This is a genomic window from Streptomyces sp. BRA346 (assembly GCF_052851135.1).
This window is the reverse complement of the sequence record NZ_JAIWIH010000022.1, coordinates 1-15,574: the sequence shown is the minus strand read 5'-3', so window position 1 is coordinate 15,574 and position 15,574 is coordinate 1. Positions and strand designations below refer to the sequence as shown.

Here is a 15,574-nt window from a genome sequence, read left to right as displayed (position 1 = left end):
CCGGGGCCCGCCCGGGTCCGTGTGATCAGGCCCCGCGCGGGGCCACCGCCTCCCAGCGCACCGTGACCTCTCCCTGCCGCCAGCGCCGGGGGCCGTCCGTCAGCGGCCAGCCCGCCGCGCGCAGCGCCTGGGCGCTGCGGATCCACCGCTGGCGGGCGCTCAGCGTCGCGTAGGGGGCGGCCGCGGCCCATGCGCGGTCGAAGTCGCGGAGGAAGGTGTGCACCGGCTCGCCCGGGACGTTGCGGTGGATGAGCGCCTTGGGGAGCCTTTCGGCCAGGTCGGAGGGGCGTTCCAGGGACCCGAGCCGGGCGGCGAAGGTGACCGTACGGGGGCCCGCCGGGCCGAGCGCGACCCAGACGTGCCGCCGCCCGATCTCGTCGCAGGTCCCCTCCACCAGCACGCCCCCGGGCGCCAGCCGGGCGCACAGCCGCCGCCAGACGTCGGCGACCTCGTCCTCGTCGTACTGCCGCAGCACATTGGCCGCCCGTATGAGCACGGGCCGCACCCCGCCCGGCAGCGGCACCTCGAACCCGCCGTGCGCGAAGGCGAGCCCGTCCCGCTCGTACGGTCGCGCGGCGGCGACCCGCGCCGGGTCGATCTCCACCCCGACCACGAGGGCCCCCGGCCGTACGGTCCGCAGCCGGTGCAGCAGTTCCACGGCGGTCCAGGGCGCGGCCCCGTACCCGAGGTCGACGGCCACCGCCGTCTCGGCGCGCCGCAGCGCGGTGCCGTGGACGGCGGCGATCCACCGGTCCATGCGCCGCAGCCGGTTGGGGTTGGTGGTCCCGCGGGTGGCCGTTCCGATGGGGCGGATCGGCGGAGGCACGCGGGCAGACATGGCGAGCAGCCTAGGGGGTGCGTGACCGCGCCCCGACCACGCAGCCACCTCCAGGGGACCTCTGGACGAATCCCGAACGTCACACTTTGGCAAAACGGAAATGGGAATGGCTGGTTCCGATGTTGTGGGCTGAGAGGGGAAGCAGGGAGAGAAAGCTCGCCCCGAAGAAGGAGGTATCGCGCGGTGAGCCAGCACGCGTCCCGGCTCGGCCTGCGTGGCCGGTCCCATACGCCCTTCGGCGGCCCGTCCCACCAGCGCCTTCGGCGCCTCGCACACCTACGGCGACCACGGCGGATCGCCATGCTCAGCGTGCACACCTCGCCCCTGCACCAGCCGGGCACCGGCGACGCGGGCGGCATGAACGTGTACATCGTCGAGCTGGCCCGCCGCCTCGCCGCCATCGACATCGAGGTGGAGATCTTCACGCGGGCCACCACCGGCACGCTCCCCCCGACCGTCGAGCTGACGCCGGGCGTGCTCGTGCGGCACGTGGACGCGGGCCCGTACGAGGGGCTGGCCAAGGAGGAGCTTCCGGCGCAGCTGTGCGCGTTCACGCACGGGGTGATGCAGGCGTGGGCCGGGCACCGGCCCGGCTACTACGACCTCGTCCACTCCCACTACTGGCTCTCCGGCCACGTCGGCTGGCTGGCCGCCGAGCGGTGGGGGGTGCCGCTCGTCCACGCCATGCACACCATGGCCAAGGTCAAGAACGCCGCCCTCGCCGCCGGTGACACCCCCGAACCGGCCGCCCGCGTCATCGGCGAGCAGCAGATCGTCAGCGCCGCCGACCGGCTGATCGCGAACACCGCCGAGGAGGCGGAGGAGCTGGTGCGCCACTACGAGGCGGACCGCGACCTGGTCGCCGTCGTCCACCCCGGGGTGAACCTGGACCGGTTCCGCCCCGCCGACGGCCGCGCCGCCGCCCGGGCCCGGCTCGGGCTGCCGCGCGACGCGCTGATCCCCCTCTTCGCGGGCCGCATACAGCCGCTGAAGGCCCCGGACATCCTGCTGCACGCGGTCGCCCGCCTCCTGGAGGAGCAGCCGTCGCTGCGCGAGCGGATCGTCGTCCCCGTGGTGGGCGGGCCGAGCGGCACCGGCCTCGCGAAGCCCGAGCGGCTGCACAAGCTCGCGGCGCGCCTGGGCATCGGCGACGTCGTCCGCTTCCAGCCACCGGTCGCGCAGGACCAGCTGGCGGACTGGTACCGGGCGGCCTCGGTGCTGGTGATGCCGTCGTACAGCGAGTCGTTCGGCCTGGTCGCGGTCGAGGCCCAGGCCTGCGGCACCCCGGTCGTCGCGGCCTCGGTGGGCGGCCTTCCGGTGGCGGTACGGGACGGGGTGAGCGGCACCCTGATCGACGGCCACGACCCCGCCGACTACGCCCGCGCCCTGCGTCCCTTCGCGGACGACCCGGGGCGCGCGACCCGCATGGGTGCGGCCGCCGCCCGCCACGCCCAGTCCTTCGGCTGGGACACGGCCGCGGCGGCGACGGCGGAGGTCTACACGGACGCGATGCGCGAGCGGCGTCTCCCGCGAGCGGCCAACGGCTGACACCTGGTTCGCCGCCGTGGCGCGCCGTGCTTCGCGGGCTGCCGTGGTCCGCGCCGCCGCGCCGCGTGGGCGGCGTCGCCTACGATCGGCCCATGGCTGACACCACCCCCCAGGCCGACTCCCACGCCGTCATCGAGCGCACGCTGAACGACGCCGAGCTGGAGTGGGAGAGCCCGGAGGACGGCACGTACGTCGTCAAGCTCCCCGGCACCCGCAAGCTGTCGACGACCTGCTCCCTGCGGGTCGGCCGCCACTCGCTCTCCATCAACGCCTTCGTCGTCCGCCACCCGGACGAGAACCACGAGGCCGTCCACCGCTGGCTGCTGGAGCGCAACACCCGCCTGTACGGGGTGAGTTACGCGATCGACCAGCTCGGCGACATCTACCTGGTGGGCCGCCTCCCCCTCGCCGCCGTCACCCCGGACGAGCTGGACCGCCTGCTGGGCACGGTGCTGGAGAACGCGGACGGCAGCTTCAACACCCTGCTGGAGATGGGCTTCGCGACCGCGATCCGCAAGGAGTACGCCTGGCGCACCTCCCGCGGCGAATCCACCCGCAACCTCGAGGCATTCACCAACCTGACCCGCGACGTCACCGCCGAGTGACCGTCCTCCGGTCCGAATGACCGGCTTCGTCCCGACCCCTTCCGCGCCGAGGGTTGCCGTGGCATGCTCACGCCCGTCGCTCATCTGAACGACGTTCACATCCATGGAAGGTGTGGGCCTCATGGACAGGGAAATCGACAGACGCACGGTCCTCGGCGCGGCGGCGGGGGTGGCCGCGGGCACCGCGGCGGGTGTGCTGGGCGCGGCACCCGCGGCCGCGGCGGGACCATCGGCGGGGCTGTGGCGCGAGTTCCGCGCCGACCCGTACCGCCACCCCCAGATCCCCTACGTCGGCCGCGCCGGATTCCGCGGCGGGCGCGCCGCGCCGCCCCGCTACCCGGTCGCCGCCGATGTGCGGCGCTACGGCGCCCGGCCCGACGGCTCGGCCGACGCCGCCCCCGCGATCAACCGCGCCATCGAGGCCGTCGGGCGGCGCGGCGGCGGCACGGTGGTGGTGCCGCCCGGGACGTACCGCGTCGACGGCATCATCCGCATCGGCCACGACAACGTCGTGCTGCGCGGCGCGGGCAGCGGGCGGACCACGCTGCACGCGACCCGCAACCTCACCGAGCTGATCGGCCCGTACGGCAGCCGGTACGGCGGCACCAAGTCGTCCTGGTCCTGGGCCGGTGGCCTCATCTGGGTGTGTCCGGACGCCCGCTGGCGCTCCCTCACCGCCGCGATCAGGGCCCAGGCGTGGCCGTTCGAGGGCTGGACCGGCAACCGGCGCGACGAGTGGCGCACGCTGACCGCCGTCGACCGCCCCGCCCGGTGCGGCGACTGGACCGTGCCCGTCGAGAGCACCGCCGCCCTCCGGCGCGGCGACCGGGTGCTGTTCCAGCTCGCGGACGACGGCACGCACTCCCTGCTCCAGCACATGGCCGGGGACGTGGCGGGCGCCGCCGGGTATCCATGGGCCGACAAGACCAAGCTGACCTCGTACGTCCCGTACGAATGGCCCTGCCGCATCACCGCCGTCGACCGGCGCCGCCGCCGGGTGACCCTGGACCGTCCGCTGCCGCTCGACGCCCGGCCCGCCTGGACGCCGCGGTTCACCACCCTCGTCCGGCCGGTGACCGGCTCGGGGGTGGAGGGCCTCACCCTGGACTTCGATGCGACGCCACAAGCTCCGCACCTGCTCGACAAGGGCTACAACGGCGTCGCGCTCCAGTGCGCGTGGGACTGCTGGGTCGACGACGTGACCGTCAACAACGTCGACAACGGCTTCCTGCTCGTCGCCGCGAAGGCGTGCACCCTGCGCCGGGTCACCGTCTCGGGCCGCGGCAGCCACCATCCGTACTGCTGCCGCGAGGGCTCGCACGACAACCTGGTCGAGGACTTCGTCCTCGCGCGGCGCACCGTGCCCGCGCCCGCCGGGACACAGCTGCACGGCATCAACGTCGAGGGCCTGTCCAGCTACAACGTCTGGTCACGCGGCCGGATGGAGATGGGCACCTTCGACACCCACCGCGGCATGCCGTTCGCCAACGTCCGCACCCAGATCACCGTGGACAACACCGGCGCGCACGGCGGCGACGCGGTCGCGGGCCCGCTGTACGGCGCCCGGTTCACCCACTGGAACGTCACCGTCACCAATCAGCGCGCGGGCTGCGTCAAGATCGACGGAATCGCCCCGTACAGCGCGACGGTCGGCATCAGCGAGGTCCGGGAGTTCGGCCAGATCGACGTACCGGACTTCAGCGGTCCGCTCCACTCCCGTATCGAGTCCTACGGCCACCCCGAGGCGGTCCACCCGCGCAACCTGTACGAGGCGCAGCGCGCGCTGCGGTGACGTACGGGCGCGGTGCGCGGACCCCGCCCCGCGCACCGCGCCCGTACGACCCCGGCGATCAGCCCGCCACCGCGCCCTCCACCTGCGCGCCCTCGACCTGCGCGCCCTCCACCTGCGCGCCCTCGACCCGCGCGCCCTCCACCTGCGCGCCCTCGACCCGCGCGCACTCCACCTGCGCGCCCTTCGTCCCCGCCGCTTCCACCGCCTCCACCGTCTCCACCGTTTCCGCCTGGTCCTCGGCCCGGAGCCGCCGCCCCAGCACCGCGTAACCGACCGCGGCCACCGTGCCCACCACCGCGCTCGCCGCCCACAGCGTGGGCGCCCCGTAGCGGTCGATCACGGCGCCGCCCGCCAGCGGCGCGGTCAGCGAGGCGAGCGACCACGCCAGCACGTTCATGCCCTGGTAGCGGCCCCGCCCGTGGACCGGTGAGAGCCGGGCGACCAGCCCCATCTGGGTCGGCGAGCTGATGATCTCGCCGAGCGTCCAGACGGCCACGGCCAGCGCGTACATCCCCACCGACCCGGCGAAGGCGGTGAGCCCGAAGCCGTACCCGGTGAGCAGCGAGGCGATGACCAGCAGCCGCGCCGGGTCCCGGTGCTCGATGAGCCGCGTGACCGGGAGCTGGAGGACCACGATCAGCACCCCGTTGGTCGCGATCGCGAGCCCGAAGTCCGCGCTGGACAGCCCGTCCGTGCCCATCGCCACCGGCAGCGCCACGTAGCCCTGCTGGAAGAGGGTCGCGAGCAGGTACGTCAGCGCGACCAGGGCCATGAACCGCCGGTCCCGCAGCACCGTCCCGAGCCCGACCGCCTCACCGCCCGCCCCGCGCCCGGTGCTCTCGCCCTCCGGGCGGGACTCCGGCAGCTTGGCGAAGACGATCAGCGCGCACAGCAGCGTCATCCCCGCGTCGGCGAGGAACAGCGTCAGATAGCCGTTCCGGGCGATCAGCCCCGCCGCCATCGCGGAGAACGCGAAGCCCAGGTTGATGGCCCAGTAGTTGAGCGAGAACGCCCGCACCCGGTCCTCGGGGGCGACGATGTCGGCCATCATCGCCTGCACCGCGGGCCGCGACGCGTTGGTCGTCATGCCCACCAGGAAGGCCACCGCCGCGATCGCCACCGGATCCTGTACGAAGCCCAGCACGGCCACCGTGACCGCCGTCGACGCCTGTGCCACCAGCAGCGTGGGCCGCCGCCCCAGCCGGTCGGTCAGCACCCCCGCGACCACCGCCGACACCGCCCCGCCCAGCCCGTGCAGCGCCCCGACGAGCCCGGCGAAGGTCGCCGAGTAACCGCGCTCTACGGTCAGGTACATGGCAAGGAAGGTGGCCACGAATCCGCCCAGCCGGTTCACCAGCGTGGACGTCCACAACCACCAGAACGCCCGGGGCAACCCCGAAACGCTCTCCTTCGCAGCCAATCTCCACCCGGCGACGGACATCGCGAACCCCCCACGGTCACGCGCCCCCATGTAAGAGGCGCTAGCGGCATCCGCAACTTACGACCGCTCACCCCTCGCTCGCCACTCAATTGACCAGGTCCGTCAAGCGACCGCCCCGAACCCGTCCAGTAGGCTCGACCGCATGGCCGACGCACCGTACAAGCTGATCCTCCTCCGCCACGGCGAGAGCGAGTGGAACGCGAAGAACCTGTTCACCGGCTGGGTGGACGTGAACCTCAACGAGAAGGGCGAGAAGGAGGCAGTCCGCGGCGGTGAGCTGCTGAGCGACGCCGGCCTGCTCCCCGACGTGGTCCACACCTCCGTCCAGAAGCGCGCGATCCGCACCGCGCAGCTCGCCCTGGAGGCCGCCGACCGCCACTGGATCCCGGTCGCCCGCAGCTGGCGCCTCAACGAGCGCCACTACGGCGCCCTCCAGGGCAAGGACAAGGCCCAGACCCTCGCCGAGTTCGGCGAGGAGCAGTTCATGCTGTGGCGCCGCTCGTACGACACCCCGCCGCCCCCGCTCGAGGACGGCGCCGAGTGGTCCCAGAGCGACGACCCGCGCTACGCCACCATCCCCCCGGAGCTGCGCCCCCGCACCGAGTGCCTCAAGGATGTCGTCGTCCGCATGCTCCCGTACTGGTACGACGCCATCGTCCCCGACCTCCTGAGCGGCCGCACCGTCCTCGTCGCCGCCCACGGCAACTCCCTGCGCGCCCTCGTCAAGCACCTCGACGGTGTCTCCGACGCCGACATCGCGGGCCTCAACATCCCCACCGGCATCCCGCTCTCCTACGAGCTCGACGCCGACTTCCGCCCCACCAACCCGGGCGGCACCTACCTCGACCCGGAGGCCGCGAAGGCCGCGATCGAGGCGGTCAAGAACCAGGGCAAGAAGAAGTAATCTTCCCCGCCAGGCCCCCTACCTGCGTCGTTCACGTGAGTAGGGGGCCTACTGCTGCACCCGGGCCGTCCCTGGGCCGTCAGGCCTGAAACGGCGGGCGTACCAGCCGGACGCGCAGCCTGAAGGCGACCAGGAACCCCACGGCGTATGCGGCGGTCTCCGGAACCTGGGAGCAGAAGGGCAGCAAAGCCACACCGCAGCCGAGCAGTGGCAGCGGCGCCGGGTTCGGGGTGATGGTGATGGTGAGACACGGACGTGCGAGCATGGTTCCTCCCGTTGAGTGCTCTACCGCAGTGCATTGATGGGATGGGCCGTTCCCCTGCACCGGGAGCGGCCCTGAAATGCATGCGCACTTTATTGAGAGAAAGCGCCTCAATGCAAATTGCCATCGTGAGGCGATATGGACTATGTGATTCCCCCTGGGGGCCTCGCGCTCGATGTGCCACACGTGCTGCGGCTGACTGCAACGCAAGCGTCCAGCGAAGGCGGCGTTAGTCGAGCGGGGGAATGCCCTGTGCCGGGCTATGCTTGACCGCGGCGCGGTCAAGCATAGCCCGGCACAGGGCATTTGATGTGCCATCAGGCGGTACTCCCTGTGTGTCGCACCCCTCATGGTCGCCCGCTGAAAGGTCCCTTGGGGCACTCGCGGGAGCCCAGCCCGTTAACTATTTCACCAATCTAATCTGCTAACTATTGGCGAATCTATTGTCTTCCGCTATGTAGTCTCGCTATCGGCGCTCACTGATCTGGCTCTATTTATTAGCCTTGCATCGACAGTGGAACCCGCTCCGTGACTCTTATTGGGGCGAGTTATTTGCGAACGCCGCAGCCAGAGCGTTACGAGTCCGCTCCTGGCTCGACGGCATCAGGTGCGCGTACACGCGGAGCGTCAGGCCAGGGTCAGAGTGGCCCAGGTACTCGGCGAGTGCCTTGATGTTCTCCCCAGCGTCCAGGAGGACGGAGGCGTAGAAGTGCCGGAGGGCATGCATACCGTTCTCGCGGGACTCGGCGTACGGCTGGCCCCGCCCCGGCACCGGGATGACTCCAGCCGCAGCGAGCGCGGGTTTCCACGCCTCCTCGTTGAGCGACGTACGCCAGACGTGCCCACCACGTGGCCCAGTGAAGATCAGCCGCTTGGTCACCGGGGGACCGTCCGCCACCTTCCACGGCAAGGTGATCTCGACCGGCGGGAACTGCTCCATGTGCTCCCGGAGCGCGTCGGCGACCGGCCCGGGCAGCGGTACGTCCCGGAGCTTGCCGCCCTTGGGCGGAGCGAACACGGCCTTGCTGCGGCTCAGCTTCAGTTGCTGGACCACGTGGAGCGTGTCCGACTCGAAGTCGATCGCGTCGACAGCCACGCCCAGGATCTCGCCCTGACGGAGCCCGCAGCCGCCGCCCAGATCGACCATGGCCTGATAGCGCTCCGGCATGGCCTCCCGGACGGCGAAGAGACGTTCCGACGTCCACGGGATCACACGCTTGGCGTCAACCGTCGGCGGCCGGACCGAGCGAGCGGCGCACGGGTTCCGGGGAAGGTGTCCGTCGTCCACGGCCGCGCTGAGAGCGGCACGCACGTTGGAGTAGATCGTCCGCGCGTACGACCCTCGGACACCGTTCTCCTGGAGCTGACGCACCCAGTCCCGTATGTGGGCTGGTTGGAAGGACCCGAGCGGGCGCGTGCCCAGGTACGGAAAGGCGTGCAGCCGAAGCTGCGACGCCATCGAGGCTTGGGTGTTCGGATCGGCTCCCTGGGTGGTCACCCAGCGTTCGGCGTACTGCTGGAACGTGATCCGGGCGGCGCGGGGGTCGATGTACTGCCCTCGCGCCATATCCGCCTCAACGTGGGCGAGCCACTGATCGGCAAGCCGCTTCTGCCGGTCGGGGAAGCTCTTGGACTTCTCCGTACCGTCCGGACCGACGTACCGAGCGCGGTATCGGAGCCCCGATCCGTAACGCTCCGTCTTGACCTTGCGTACCTTCCCGTCCGGTCCGGTCTCGGTTGTGTACCAGCGGTCTTGGATATGCCCGGCCATCAGGCGGCAGCCCCTTCCCGCAGGGATTCGACCCAGGCCCGGACGTCCACGGGGTCGAAGCGCAGGTGCCGACCGACCCGGAAGCCGCGCGGACCGGTGCGCTTGCGACGCCACTGGTAGACCGTCTCGACGCTGGGCAGGTCGAACATCGCCACCAGGTCCTCAGGAGTCAGGTACCGCGATGGCAAGGCACGCGACTCGGCGGTCACTTCTGCGACAGCGAGGCGTCGGCTAGCCATGGGTGGGCTCTCCTTCTGTTCCTGGGGCGGGGGTGATGGTGGCGGTCAGCCATTCCTCGGCGGGGGTGAGGCCGGTTCCGGCGTAGGCCCAGTGGGCGAGGACGAGGGTGGTCTCGTCCTGTTCCAGCTCGGCGGCCGCAGCCTGAGCGCGTCGCCATGCGGCGCGGGCGTCGCGGAGTGCGCCGAGGGTGGTGGAGTAGCGGCGGGATTTGGTGGAGAAGTGGCCCCGGAAGCCGAGCATGTGAGCCCAGGCACGGAGCCGGAGGTGTTCCAGGTCCTTCCGCGCACCGAGGGCCCACGCGGTGCGGATCAACCGCCGGGCGTGCTCTGTGATGTCGAGGTGGGCGACTTCGGCGATCAGCCGTATCGGCCGGTCCAGGGCCCCGGTCGCGGTCTCGGCGCCCTTGGTGGCGTACTTGGCGATGTATGCGGCCACGGCCCGGTCGGTCAGCTCCTGGTCGCCGTTGAAGTCGGCGCCCCGGATGGGCCGTACGTCGAGCTCGCCGCCGAAGGCGAAGGTGTGGGCTCGTCCGTCGATGACCGGCCCGGCAACCTGTGCCTTGGGCGTAGCCGCCTGGATGGCGTCGGTCAGCAGCTCGACCGTGGCCCAGGCCGGAGGCGGGGTGTCACCGCCGCCGGGACCGTCGATGCGGATCACGGCGTGGAAGTGGACGGCGCCGCGCTTTTGGTACTCGGCGACCTTGGCGAAGGACAGCCGAGCATGGTTGCGGAGGGCTCGTTGGCTGAGTCCGGCCCGCTTGGCGACCTCCCGCCGCAGGTAGATAGAGAACCGCCGCCAGAGCATGCCCGCGTGTGCGTTCCAGAGCACCGCGGATCCGTAGTCGTACCTGTGCGGGGCGAGCGGCGTGCCAAGGGCGTCGTCCTGCTGGTCGTGGCGGACGCCGCACCGGCACCGACGGACCGTGCCAGCCGGACCGGTAAGCCGGTTGTGGACGGGGCCGAAGCTGGGCGCGGTGAAGGTGGCGAAGACGCGCGGGTGCGTGGCGACGTCTTCCGGGGTGCCTTTGCCGCCGCGTAGTCCGGCGGTGATCAGGTGGAAGGTGTCGCGGCGGTAGGTCTCGGCGCAGGCCGCACAGCGGGTGGTGCGGCGGTTGTTGCAGCGGACCAGGAGTTGCCCGGCGGGCAGTTCGGTGGAGTCCAGGTGACGGAGGATGCGGCCGATCTCGCCGGTGTCGCGGTTGACGTGGTGTTCGGTGCGGTGGCCGTCGAGGCGGATCGGGGTGGTGCAGCCGCCGAGGCCGGAGAGCTGGCGGAGGAGTGCGGGCATGGTGCCGAGTGCCGCCAGGTTGCCGAGTTGGGGCAGCGGTGGCGGGGTGGTGCGGGTGATGATGGGTGTCACCTCTTTCGAGGGGTGGGGCTGCCGGGGCGGCGGATGCTTGGCGGTATCGAGGCCGCCCCGGCAGTCGTGTGCGTTGTGGGTCAGCGGTGGCGCTGGCTGGTGAGTAGCGAGCGCATGACGACGGCGGCCACGGCGACGGATATGGCCGTGACGACGACGGCCGCCAGGAGCGCGGTCACGACGACGCCGACCGCGAGAACGACACCGACCGTCCGGGCACTGGGCCCGAGCCACGGCGCAGCCGCAGGAGCGTGCTGGCAGGCACAGGCCGGAGCCTGGCTGTGCTGGACCGCCGGAGCAGCCGGGGGTGTCTGGACGATCGTCGGTGTGGGAGCTTCGGGGTACTTCGGTCGAAACACAGTGATCTCCTCTTACCTACTCGTCTAGTCGTGTTCGGGGTTGACTGTGTCGACGCCGGAGCGCGTACCGGACTCCACGAAGGGCGCGAGGCCGGTGTGGGCGAGCCAAAAGCCGAACAGCGCGATGACGACGGCGACCCACATGCGGACGCCCAGGAACTTGATCGCGAACCAGGCGATGACGCCGAGGACGAAGACCAGGGGCAGGCTGACGGTCACGGACGATCTCCTTTCAACGGACGGGGCAACGATGGGTACGAGCGGCCAGCTCGGCGGCGGCGCGGGTGTCGTAATCGGCGGAGAAGTCGCAGCGCGGAGCGGTGCACACGGCGGTGTGCTTCTCACGGCCCCGCTGATCGTTGGCGGTGCCGACGCGGACCGGGCCGATACGGATGACGCTGCGGAAGCGGCGAGGCGCGGGCATCAGCCGTTCTCCCCTCGGCCGGTGAAGTCGTCGCGGTGGTCGGCCAGCCAACGCCTGATCTCCGCGCATTCCTCAGAGTCGGCGGCGAGGATGACCGGTTCGGCGATGCTCACGGCCTCGATGAACCGGCCCTGACTGTTGAGTTCGGCAGCGTGCTGGAGGGCGTGCAGGGTGGAGGGGCGCACAGGTGTCGTCTCCTTGATCACTTGAGGTGGGTGGCGATGGCGTCGGCCAGCGGCGCGGGGACGCCGAGGCGGGCGCGCAGGGTGTCGGTGTCGATAGGTGAGCCGGTCCGGGTGCGGTGTTCGTCGGCGAGCTTGCGCGCATGGGTGACGAGCGCGGCCGGGACGTGCGGTGCGGGAGCCTTCGTTGGCTCGGGCTCCGGTTCGATGGGAGGAGCCGCGGTTTCCGGCCCGGCCGGAGCCGACGCGGTTGTGGCCGCTGGTGCGGTGTGGGCGAGGAGCGTTCCGCCGAGGAAGGCGACGGCTGGCCATCCGGCGACGAGGATGCGCAGCCAGGCCGGTACGTCGGTCAGGTCGAGCAGTCCGGCGGTGGCGACGTTGGCCCCGAGGGACGCGGCCAGGGCGACAACGAACCAGCACCAGCCCGACGCCTTGAACGCCCCGGACCGCAGCCGCCGCCAGGCCCCACGCCTTCCACCCGTCCTGTCCGGCCGCCGAGGCCAGGTCATGCAGGTGGGCGAAGGACAGCGCAGCGGCGATGACCGCTTGCACCAGCACCGCGTCAACCCGCGCCAGGTGAGCGCGCATGGGTAGGGACTCCTTCCAGCCCGGTCAGCCGTCCGCCGTGAGTTCGTCGGCACGGGCGCGAGCGGCGGTGGCAACCTCAGCGGCCTCGATGTCCTCGGGCTGTGCAGCGGCGATGCGCTCCAGCAGATCGGCTTTGCGGGTCATCAGCTCCGCCTGGTCCCCCGCACCGGACTTGCGGAAGTCGGCCAGGTCGGCGATGAGCGCGGAGACCTCGGAGATGGTGGGACGGGACACAGGGACTCCAATCGGGTTTCAGGCATGGCGGTGGTAGGGACATGGCGCGGTGCGGTCGCGCCGACCGTGAGGGGGTGGGTTACTCGGCGGCCGGGAGCGGCTTAACCAGGGACGTCGAAGCGCTCACCGGAACGGCCGGCACGTCCGGTCGGAACGGTTTGAGCGAGGGCAGGTCCGGCACGAGGTGAACGGTCTCGCGGCAGACTTCGGCAGCGGCACCCAGCGACAGGAACGGCGGACGGATACGGGACCAGCCGCCGGAAGTGTCTCCGGCGACCGCGAGGCCGGGCCGTTCCGGTGCGATGGCGCAGGCTGCGCCGACCGCTTCGGGGGCGATGTCGCCCAAGGCCATCTTGGCGGAGGCTTCATCGTTCACGCGGTGGCAGACCCGCCCGGTGAGCTGAGCCCGCAGCATAGTGGCGCCCTTGCCCAGCTCGGCACCGAACCGCTGCCCGCACACCTCCAGATAGATGCCTGCCGCGCGGCCGAGTTGGGCGAGCCGGATGAGCTGAGTAACCATCTCATCCCGCCGTTCCTCATCCTTCCGTGTGGCGACGAGGAACAGCTCGGCCACCTCGTCCACGAGCAGCACCACCGGCACCGGCCGTTCCTCGTACGGCAGGCCCCAGATGTCAGAGGTGATCTCTTCATCCGGCGTGCTGGGGGCGATGCCCTGCCGCTTCTTGATCAGGTCGTATCGGTCCTCCATCAGTTCCATCAGCACGGGCAGCAGCTCAGCCGCTTGCACAGGGTCGGTGGCCAGCGCCGACAGTCGCGGGGCGAATGGCGCCAGTTCCACCCCGCGCTTGCAGTCGATCCCGACCAGCGCGACCTGCTGCCGGGCCAGGCCGGATATCAGGTGGCGCAGGAACATGGACTTTCCCGACAGCGTGGCGCCCAGGGTCAGCTGATGCGGAACGGCCCGGTAGTCCCGTACGAACGGCGTGGCGTCCTCCCGCAGCGCCACCGGCACCTTGAGGAGGTCACCCGCCGCCTTCCGGGGCATCCGTACCTTCCGCAGCACGTCGAAGCCGATCAGCCGCAGTTCGACCACCCCCGGCTTGACCACGTCCACGTACACGCCGTGAACGCCCCAGGCATGCCGCAGCCGTTCAGCCGAAGCAGCCACGTCCGCAGGTTCCTGCCCCGGTGCCAGCCGCAGCCGAACCCGCAGACCGGTCGATGTCGGACGGATCAGCCCCCGACGCGGCGGGACCGGCCGCACCTCCCGATGGGTGAGCGCGTGTGTCGCCCAAGCCCGCAGCCGGGACGGCGGAACGGTCAGCCCGCACGCATCCATGACAGACCCATACGAGCCCAACAGCCGGGCCGTGGAGATGGGCATCCCGATCGTGGACCAGTACGCGGCCGGGTGCCGGGCCCGGAGGTAGGCGGCCCCGCCGACCATTCCGGCGACCGGACCACCCACCTCCATCAACGTCATGACGTCGTTCATCAGGCTCAGGCCTCCGCACCCACCGGCATGGCAGCCGGAGCGATGGCCTCAGCACGGAAGGCGATGCCGTGCCGCTGCTGCCCGTTGAACACGGTCTCCCACGGCCGGGCGATCAGCCCAAACAGCGTGACCGGCGAGCCGAGCGCCAGCCCTTCCGTCACCCCGCTCTCCGGCACGGTGACCTGAAGCAGGGAGGACTCCCCGCCGTCGATGTAGACGACGCCGAGCCGCATCAGGGTCTCGCCGCTCTGCGCGTCCTTGGCGATCTCGCCAGTCTGCCGGTCCCTGACCTTGGGCTCCGGCGCCTCAGTCAGCAGCACCGTGGCACCGGAGGTCTCGACACGGATGGAACGCAACTTGCTTCTCCTTCTCTCGCAACCTACCCACCTAGTTGTCTAGATGAGTACCAGTGGTCGAACCCGAACGAGCGGGAACGAGAACCACCATGCCACACAGCTCGCCCACTCGTCTATACGAGTATCCGCCTGCGTGCATACGAGTTGAGAGAGGCGGCCCAGCACGGGCCCGCCGCGCCCCATCCGGCCCGCCTGTCAGGTGGCGGGGAGCTGGTAGGCCAGAACGTAGGCGTCAGCGGCCATCACGGTGTCGCAGACCTCGACCGCACGCCCCTCAGCATCGAAGGCCGTACGGATCAGGTGGATGACCGGCACACCTGACGCGAGCTGGAGCGTCCGCACCTCGGCAGGCGAGGGCATCCGGGCGCGGATCTCCTCATCGAAGTGGTCCAAGCGGTGCCCCAGCTCCTCCAGCCGGGCATAGATGCCGCCAGGGCCGGGGTTGGGCTGCGCGATCGGGGTGTTCCGGGCGAGGTCGAGCGGCAGGTACGAGGTGGCGAACTCCACCGGGTGCCCATCCAGCAGATACCGGCGCCGCCGGGCCAGCACCTTGCGCGGCGAGCCCAGACGGGCCGAGATGTCCGGCGAAGGCCGCTCCTCCTTCACCTCCAGGCCGTCCACCTCCGGACGACTCCCCGCAGCCTCCGCCTCCACCGTGAAGGCCGCCTTCCCCTGCTCCCGATGCCGCCGGGCGAACCGGTCCGAGGCCAGCCGCCGCACGGGAGGCCGTGGCCGGACGAAGACCCCCTTCCCATGCTCGGAGACCACCAGCCCCTCTTGCTGGAGCAGCGACAACGAGTTGCGCACGGTCATCCGGGACACCCCGAAGTGCTCCACCAGCTCCGTTTCCGAGGGCAGCTTGTCGCCCTCCCGGAAACGCCCCTTGTCGATCGCTTCCCGCAGCGCGTCGGCGATCTGCCGGAACACCGCCCGGTCGCTCGTAGGGTCCAATACACCCAGAACAGAGGTCAGGGAAGGCATATGCACATACTCCTTTAGGTATCTAGACGAGCGGCTAAGCGGTGTTGCTACGGTGGAAAGCCTAGCCAGCCGAGAGGTGCGTGGAACGTGAGCACTGAGCGCCCGCACTCCGTGAGCGTCGCCGGAGTCATCGTTGACGACGCTGGCCGTGCGTTGCTGATCAAGCGACGGGACAACGGTAAGTGGGAACCGCCCGGCGGCGTGCTCGAACGCGAGGAAACCATCCCGGACGCC

The 15,574-nt window shown here is 71.0% G+C and carries 20 protein-coding genes and 1 pseudogene; 6 read left to right on the top strand and 15 right to left on the bottom strand.

Going from position 1 to position 15,574, the window contains the following annotated elements; all coding sequences use genetic code 11:
* Positions 1-25: 25 nt before the first annotated feature.
* A complete protein-coding gene (locus LCH29_RS24710) occupies positions 26-838 on the bottom strand; it encodes a class I SAM-dependent methyltransferase (protein WP_446463928.1) in 813 nt (270 codons plus the stop codon).
* A 183-nt stretch (positions 839-1,021) separates the two neighbouring features.
* Between LCH29_RS24710 and mshA the strand changes: the two genes are divergently transcribed.
* The 3 genes from mshA to LCH29_RS24695 all read left to right on the top strand — a co-directional run bounded on the left by mshA (position 1,022) and on the right by LCH29_RS24695 (position 4,783).
* Positions 1,022-2,386 (top strand): D-inositol-3-phosphate glycosyltransferase, encoded by a 1,365-nt coding sequence (gene mshA / locus LCH29_RS24705; protein ID WP_446463927.1) that lies wholly within the window; start codon positions 1,022-1,024, stop codon positions 2,384-2,386.
* A 92-nt stretch (positions 2,387-2,478) separates the two neighbouring features.
* On the top strand, positions 2,479-2,991 hold the full coding sequence (locus tag LCH29_RS24700) for a YbjN domain-containing protein (RefSeq protein ID WP_446463926.1): 513 nt from the start codon (positions 2,479-2,481) through the stop codon (positions 2,989-2,991).
* A gap of 121 nt (positions 2,992-3,112) precedes the next feature.
* Positions 3,113-4,783: a glycosyl hydrolase family 28-related protein gene (locus tag LCH29_RS24695; RefSeq protein ID WP_446463925.1), complete on the top strand. Its 1,671-nt coding sequence runs from the start codon at positions 3,113-3,115 to the stop codon at positions 4,781-4,783.
* A gap of 58 nt (positions 4,784-4,841) precedes the next feature.
* Here LCH29_RS24695 and LCH29_RS24690 read toward each other — a convergent pair whose 3' ends face one another.
* Positions 4,842-6,116 (bottom strand): MDR family MFS transporter, encoded by a 1,275-nt coding sequence (locus LCH29_RS24690; protein ID WP_446464092.1) that lies wholly within the window; start codon positions 6,114-6,116, stop codon positions 4,842-4,844.
* On the opposite strand from LCH29_RS24690, the gene LCH29_RS24685 reads away from it, so the two are divergent.
* On the top strand, positions 6,097-6,258 hold the full coding sequence (locus LCH29_RS24685) for a hypothetical protein (RefSeq protein ID WP_446464104.1): 162 nt from the start codon (positions 6,097-6,099) through the stop codon (positions 6,256-6,258). The two genes, LCH29_RS24690 and LCH29_RS24685, sit on opposite strands and share 20 nt — an antisense overlap.
* A 108-nt stretch (positions 6,259-6,366) precedes the next feature.
* A complete protein-coding gene (locus LCH29_RS24680; protein ID WP_446463924.1) occupies positions 6,367-7,128 on the top strand; it encodes a phosphoglyceromutase in 762 nt (253 codons plus the stop codon).
* Between the two features lie 79 nt (positions 7,129-7,207).
* Here LCH29_RS24680 and LCH29_RS24675 read toward each other — a convergent pair whose 3' ends face one another.
* The 13 genes and pseudogenes from LCH29_RS24675 to LCH29_RS24615 form a co-directional block, all read right to left on the bottom strand.
* Positions 7,208-7,393 carry a hypothetical protein gene (locus LCH29_RS24675; protein WP_446463923.1) on the bottom strand — a complete coding sequence of 62 codons (186 nt, stop codon included), beginning with the start codon at positions 7,391-7,393 and terminating at the stop codon, positions 7,208-7,210.
* Between the two features lie 532 nt (positions 7,394-7,925).
* Positions 7,926-9,161, bottom strand: coding sequence for a tyrosine-type recombinase/integrase (locus tag LCH29_RS24670; RefSeq protein WP_446463922.1), 1,236 nt, complete (start codon positions 9,159-9,161; stop codon positions 7,926-7,928).
* On the bottom strand, positions 9,161-9,400 hold the full coding sequence (locus LCH29_RS24665) for a helix-turn-helix transcriptional regulator (RefSeq protein ID WP_446463921.1): 240 nt from the start codon (positions 9,398-9,400) through the stop codon (positions 9,161-9,163). The genes LCH29_RS24670 and LCH29_RS24665 overlap by 1 nt, the downstream gene beginning before the upstream one ends.
* The gene (locus tag LCH29_RS24660) at positions 9,393-10,688 is read right to left on the bottom strand and encodes a replication initiator (protein ID WP_446464091.1); all 1,296 of its coding nucleotides are present in this window, start codon (positions 10,686-10,688) and stop codon (positions 9,393-9,395) included. The genes LCH29_RS24665 and LCH29_RS24660 overlap by 8 nt, the downstream gene beginning before the upstream one ends.
* A 152-nt stretch (positions 10,689-10,840) precedes the next feature.
* Positions 10,841-11,119 carry a hypothetical protein gene (locus LCH29_RS24655; protein WP_446463920.1) on the bottom strand — a complete coding sequence of 93 codons (279 nt, stop codon included), beginning with the start codon at positions 11,117-11,119 and terminating at the stop codon, positions 10,841-10,843.
* A gap of 24 nt (positions 11,120-11,143) precedes the next feature.
* Positions 11,144-11,338 (bottom strand): hypothetical protein, encoded by a 195-nt coding sequence (locus LCH29_RS24650; protein ID WP_391169279.1) that lies wholly within the window; start codon positions 11,336-11,338, stop codon positions 11,144-11,146.
* Between the two features lie 13 nt (positions 11,339-11,351).
* Positions 11,352-11,543: a mobile element transfer protein gene (locus LCH29_RS24645; protein ID WP_063729874.1), complete on the bottom strand. Its 192-nt coding sequence runs from the start codon at positions 11,541-11,543 to the stop codon at positions 11,352-11,354.
* Positions 11,543-11,728 (bottom strand): hypothetical protein, encoded by a 186-nt coding sequence (locus LCH29_RS24640; protein WP_446463919.1) that lies wholly within the window; start codon positions 11,726-11,728, stop codon positions 11,543-11,545. The genes LCH29_RS24645 and LCH29_RS24640 overlap by 1 nt, the downstream gene beginning before the upstream one ends.
* A gap of 17 nt (positions 11,729-11,745) precedes the next feature.
* Positions 11,746-12,313 (bottom strand): annotated as a pseudogene (locus LCH29_RS24635) (DUF2637 domain-containing protein).
* 24 nt (positions 12,314-12,337) lie between these two features.
* A complete protein-coding gene (locus LCH29_RS24630; RefSeq protein ID WP_446463918.1) occupies positions 12,338-12,547 on the bottom strand; it encodes a hypothetical protein in 210 nt (69 codons plus the stop codon).
* A gap of 79 nt (positions 12,548-12,626) precedes the next feature.
* A complete protein-coding gene (locus tag LCH29_RS24625) occupies positions 12,627-14,003 on the bottom strand; it encodes an FtsK/SpoIIIE domain-containing protein (protein ID WP_446463917.1) in 1,377 nt (458 codons plus the stop codon).
* A 5-nt stretch (positions 14,004-14,008) separates the two neighbouring features.
* Positions 14,009-14,359 carry an SCO3933 family regulatory protein gene (locus LCH29_RS24620; RefSeq protein WP_164427170.1) on the bottom strand — a complete coding sequence of 117 codons (351 nt, stop codon included), beginning with the start codon at positions 14,357-14,359 and terminating at the stop codon, positions 14,009-14,011.
* 195 nt (positions 14,360-14,554) lie between these two features.
* Positions 14,555-15,340: a GntR family transcriptional regulator gene (locus LCH29_RS24615; RefSeq protein ID WP_446463916.1), complete on the bottom strand. Its 786-nt coding sequence runs from the start codon at positions 15,338-15,340 to the stop codon at positions 14,555-14,557.
* Between the two features lie 87 nt (positions 15,341-15,427).
* On the opposite strand from LCH29_RS24615, the gene LCH29_RS24610 reads away from it, so the two are divergent.
* Positions 15,428-15,574, top strand: a 147-nt coding sequence (locus LCH29_RS24610; protein ID WP_446464090.1) for an NUDIX hydrolase, incomplete at its 3' end; no start/stop codon positions are given.

What these genes read in the sequence shown, in the direction of transcription:
- LCH29_RS24710 (WP_446463928.1), bottom strand. Translation starts at nt 838, where the DNA reads ATGTCTGCCCGCGTGCCTCCGCCGATCCGCCCCATCGGAACGGCCACC.
- LCH29_RS24700 (WP_446463926.1), top strand. Translation starts at nt 2,479, where the DNA reads ATGGCTGACACCACCCCCCAGGCCGACTCCCACGCCGTCATCGAGCGC.
- LCH29_RS24695 (WP_446463925.1), top strand. Translation starts at nt 3,113, where the DNA reads ATGGACAGGGAAATCGACAGACGCACGGTCCTCGGCGCGGCGGCGGGG.
- LCH29_RS24685 (WP_446464104.1), top strand. Translation starts at nt 6,097, where the DNA reads ATGGCAAGGAAGGTGGCCACGAATCCGCCCAGCCGGTTCACCAGCGTG.
- LCH29_RS24680 (WP_446463924.1), top strand. Translation starts at nt 6,367, where the DNA reads ATGGCCGACGCACCGTACAAGCTGATCCTCCTCCGCCACGGCGAGAGC.
- LCH29_RS24675 (WP_446463923.1), bottom strand. Translation starts at nt 7,393, where the DNA reads ATGCTCGCACGTCCGTGTCTCACCATCACCATCACCCCGAACCCGGCG.
- LCH29_RS24670 (WP_446463922.1), bottom strand. Translation starts at nt 9,161, where the DNA reads ATGGCCGGGCATATCCAAGACCGCTGGTACACAACCGAGACCGGACCG.
- LCH29_RS24665 (WP_446463921.1), bottom strand. Translation starts at nt 9,400, where the DNA reads ATGGCTAGCCGACGCCTCGCTGTCGCAGAAGTGACCGCCGAGTCGCGT.
- LCH29_RS24660 (WP_446464091.1), bottom strand. Translation starts at nt 10,688, where the DNA reads ATGCCCGCACTCCTCCGCCAGCTCTCCGGCCTCGGCGGCTGCACCACC.
- LCH29_RS24645 (WP_063729874.1), bottom strand. Translation starts at nt 11,543, where the DNA reads ATGCCCGCGCCTCGCCGCTTCCGCAGCGTCATCCGTATCGGCCCGGTC.
- LCH29_RS24625 (WP_446463917.1), bottom strand. Translation starts at nt 14,003, where the DNA reads ATGAACGACGTCATGACGTTGATGGAGGTGGGTGGTCCGGTCGCCGGA.
- LCH29_RS24615 (WP_446463916.1), bottom strand. Translation starts at nt 15,340, where the DNA reads ATGCCTTCCCTGACCTCTGTTCTGGGTGTATTGGACCCTACGAGCGAC.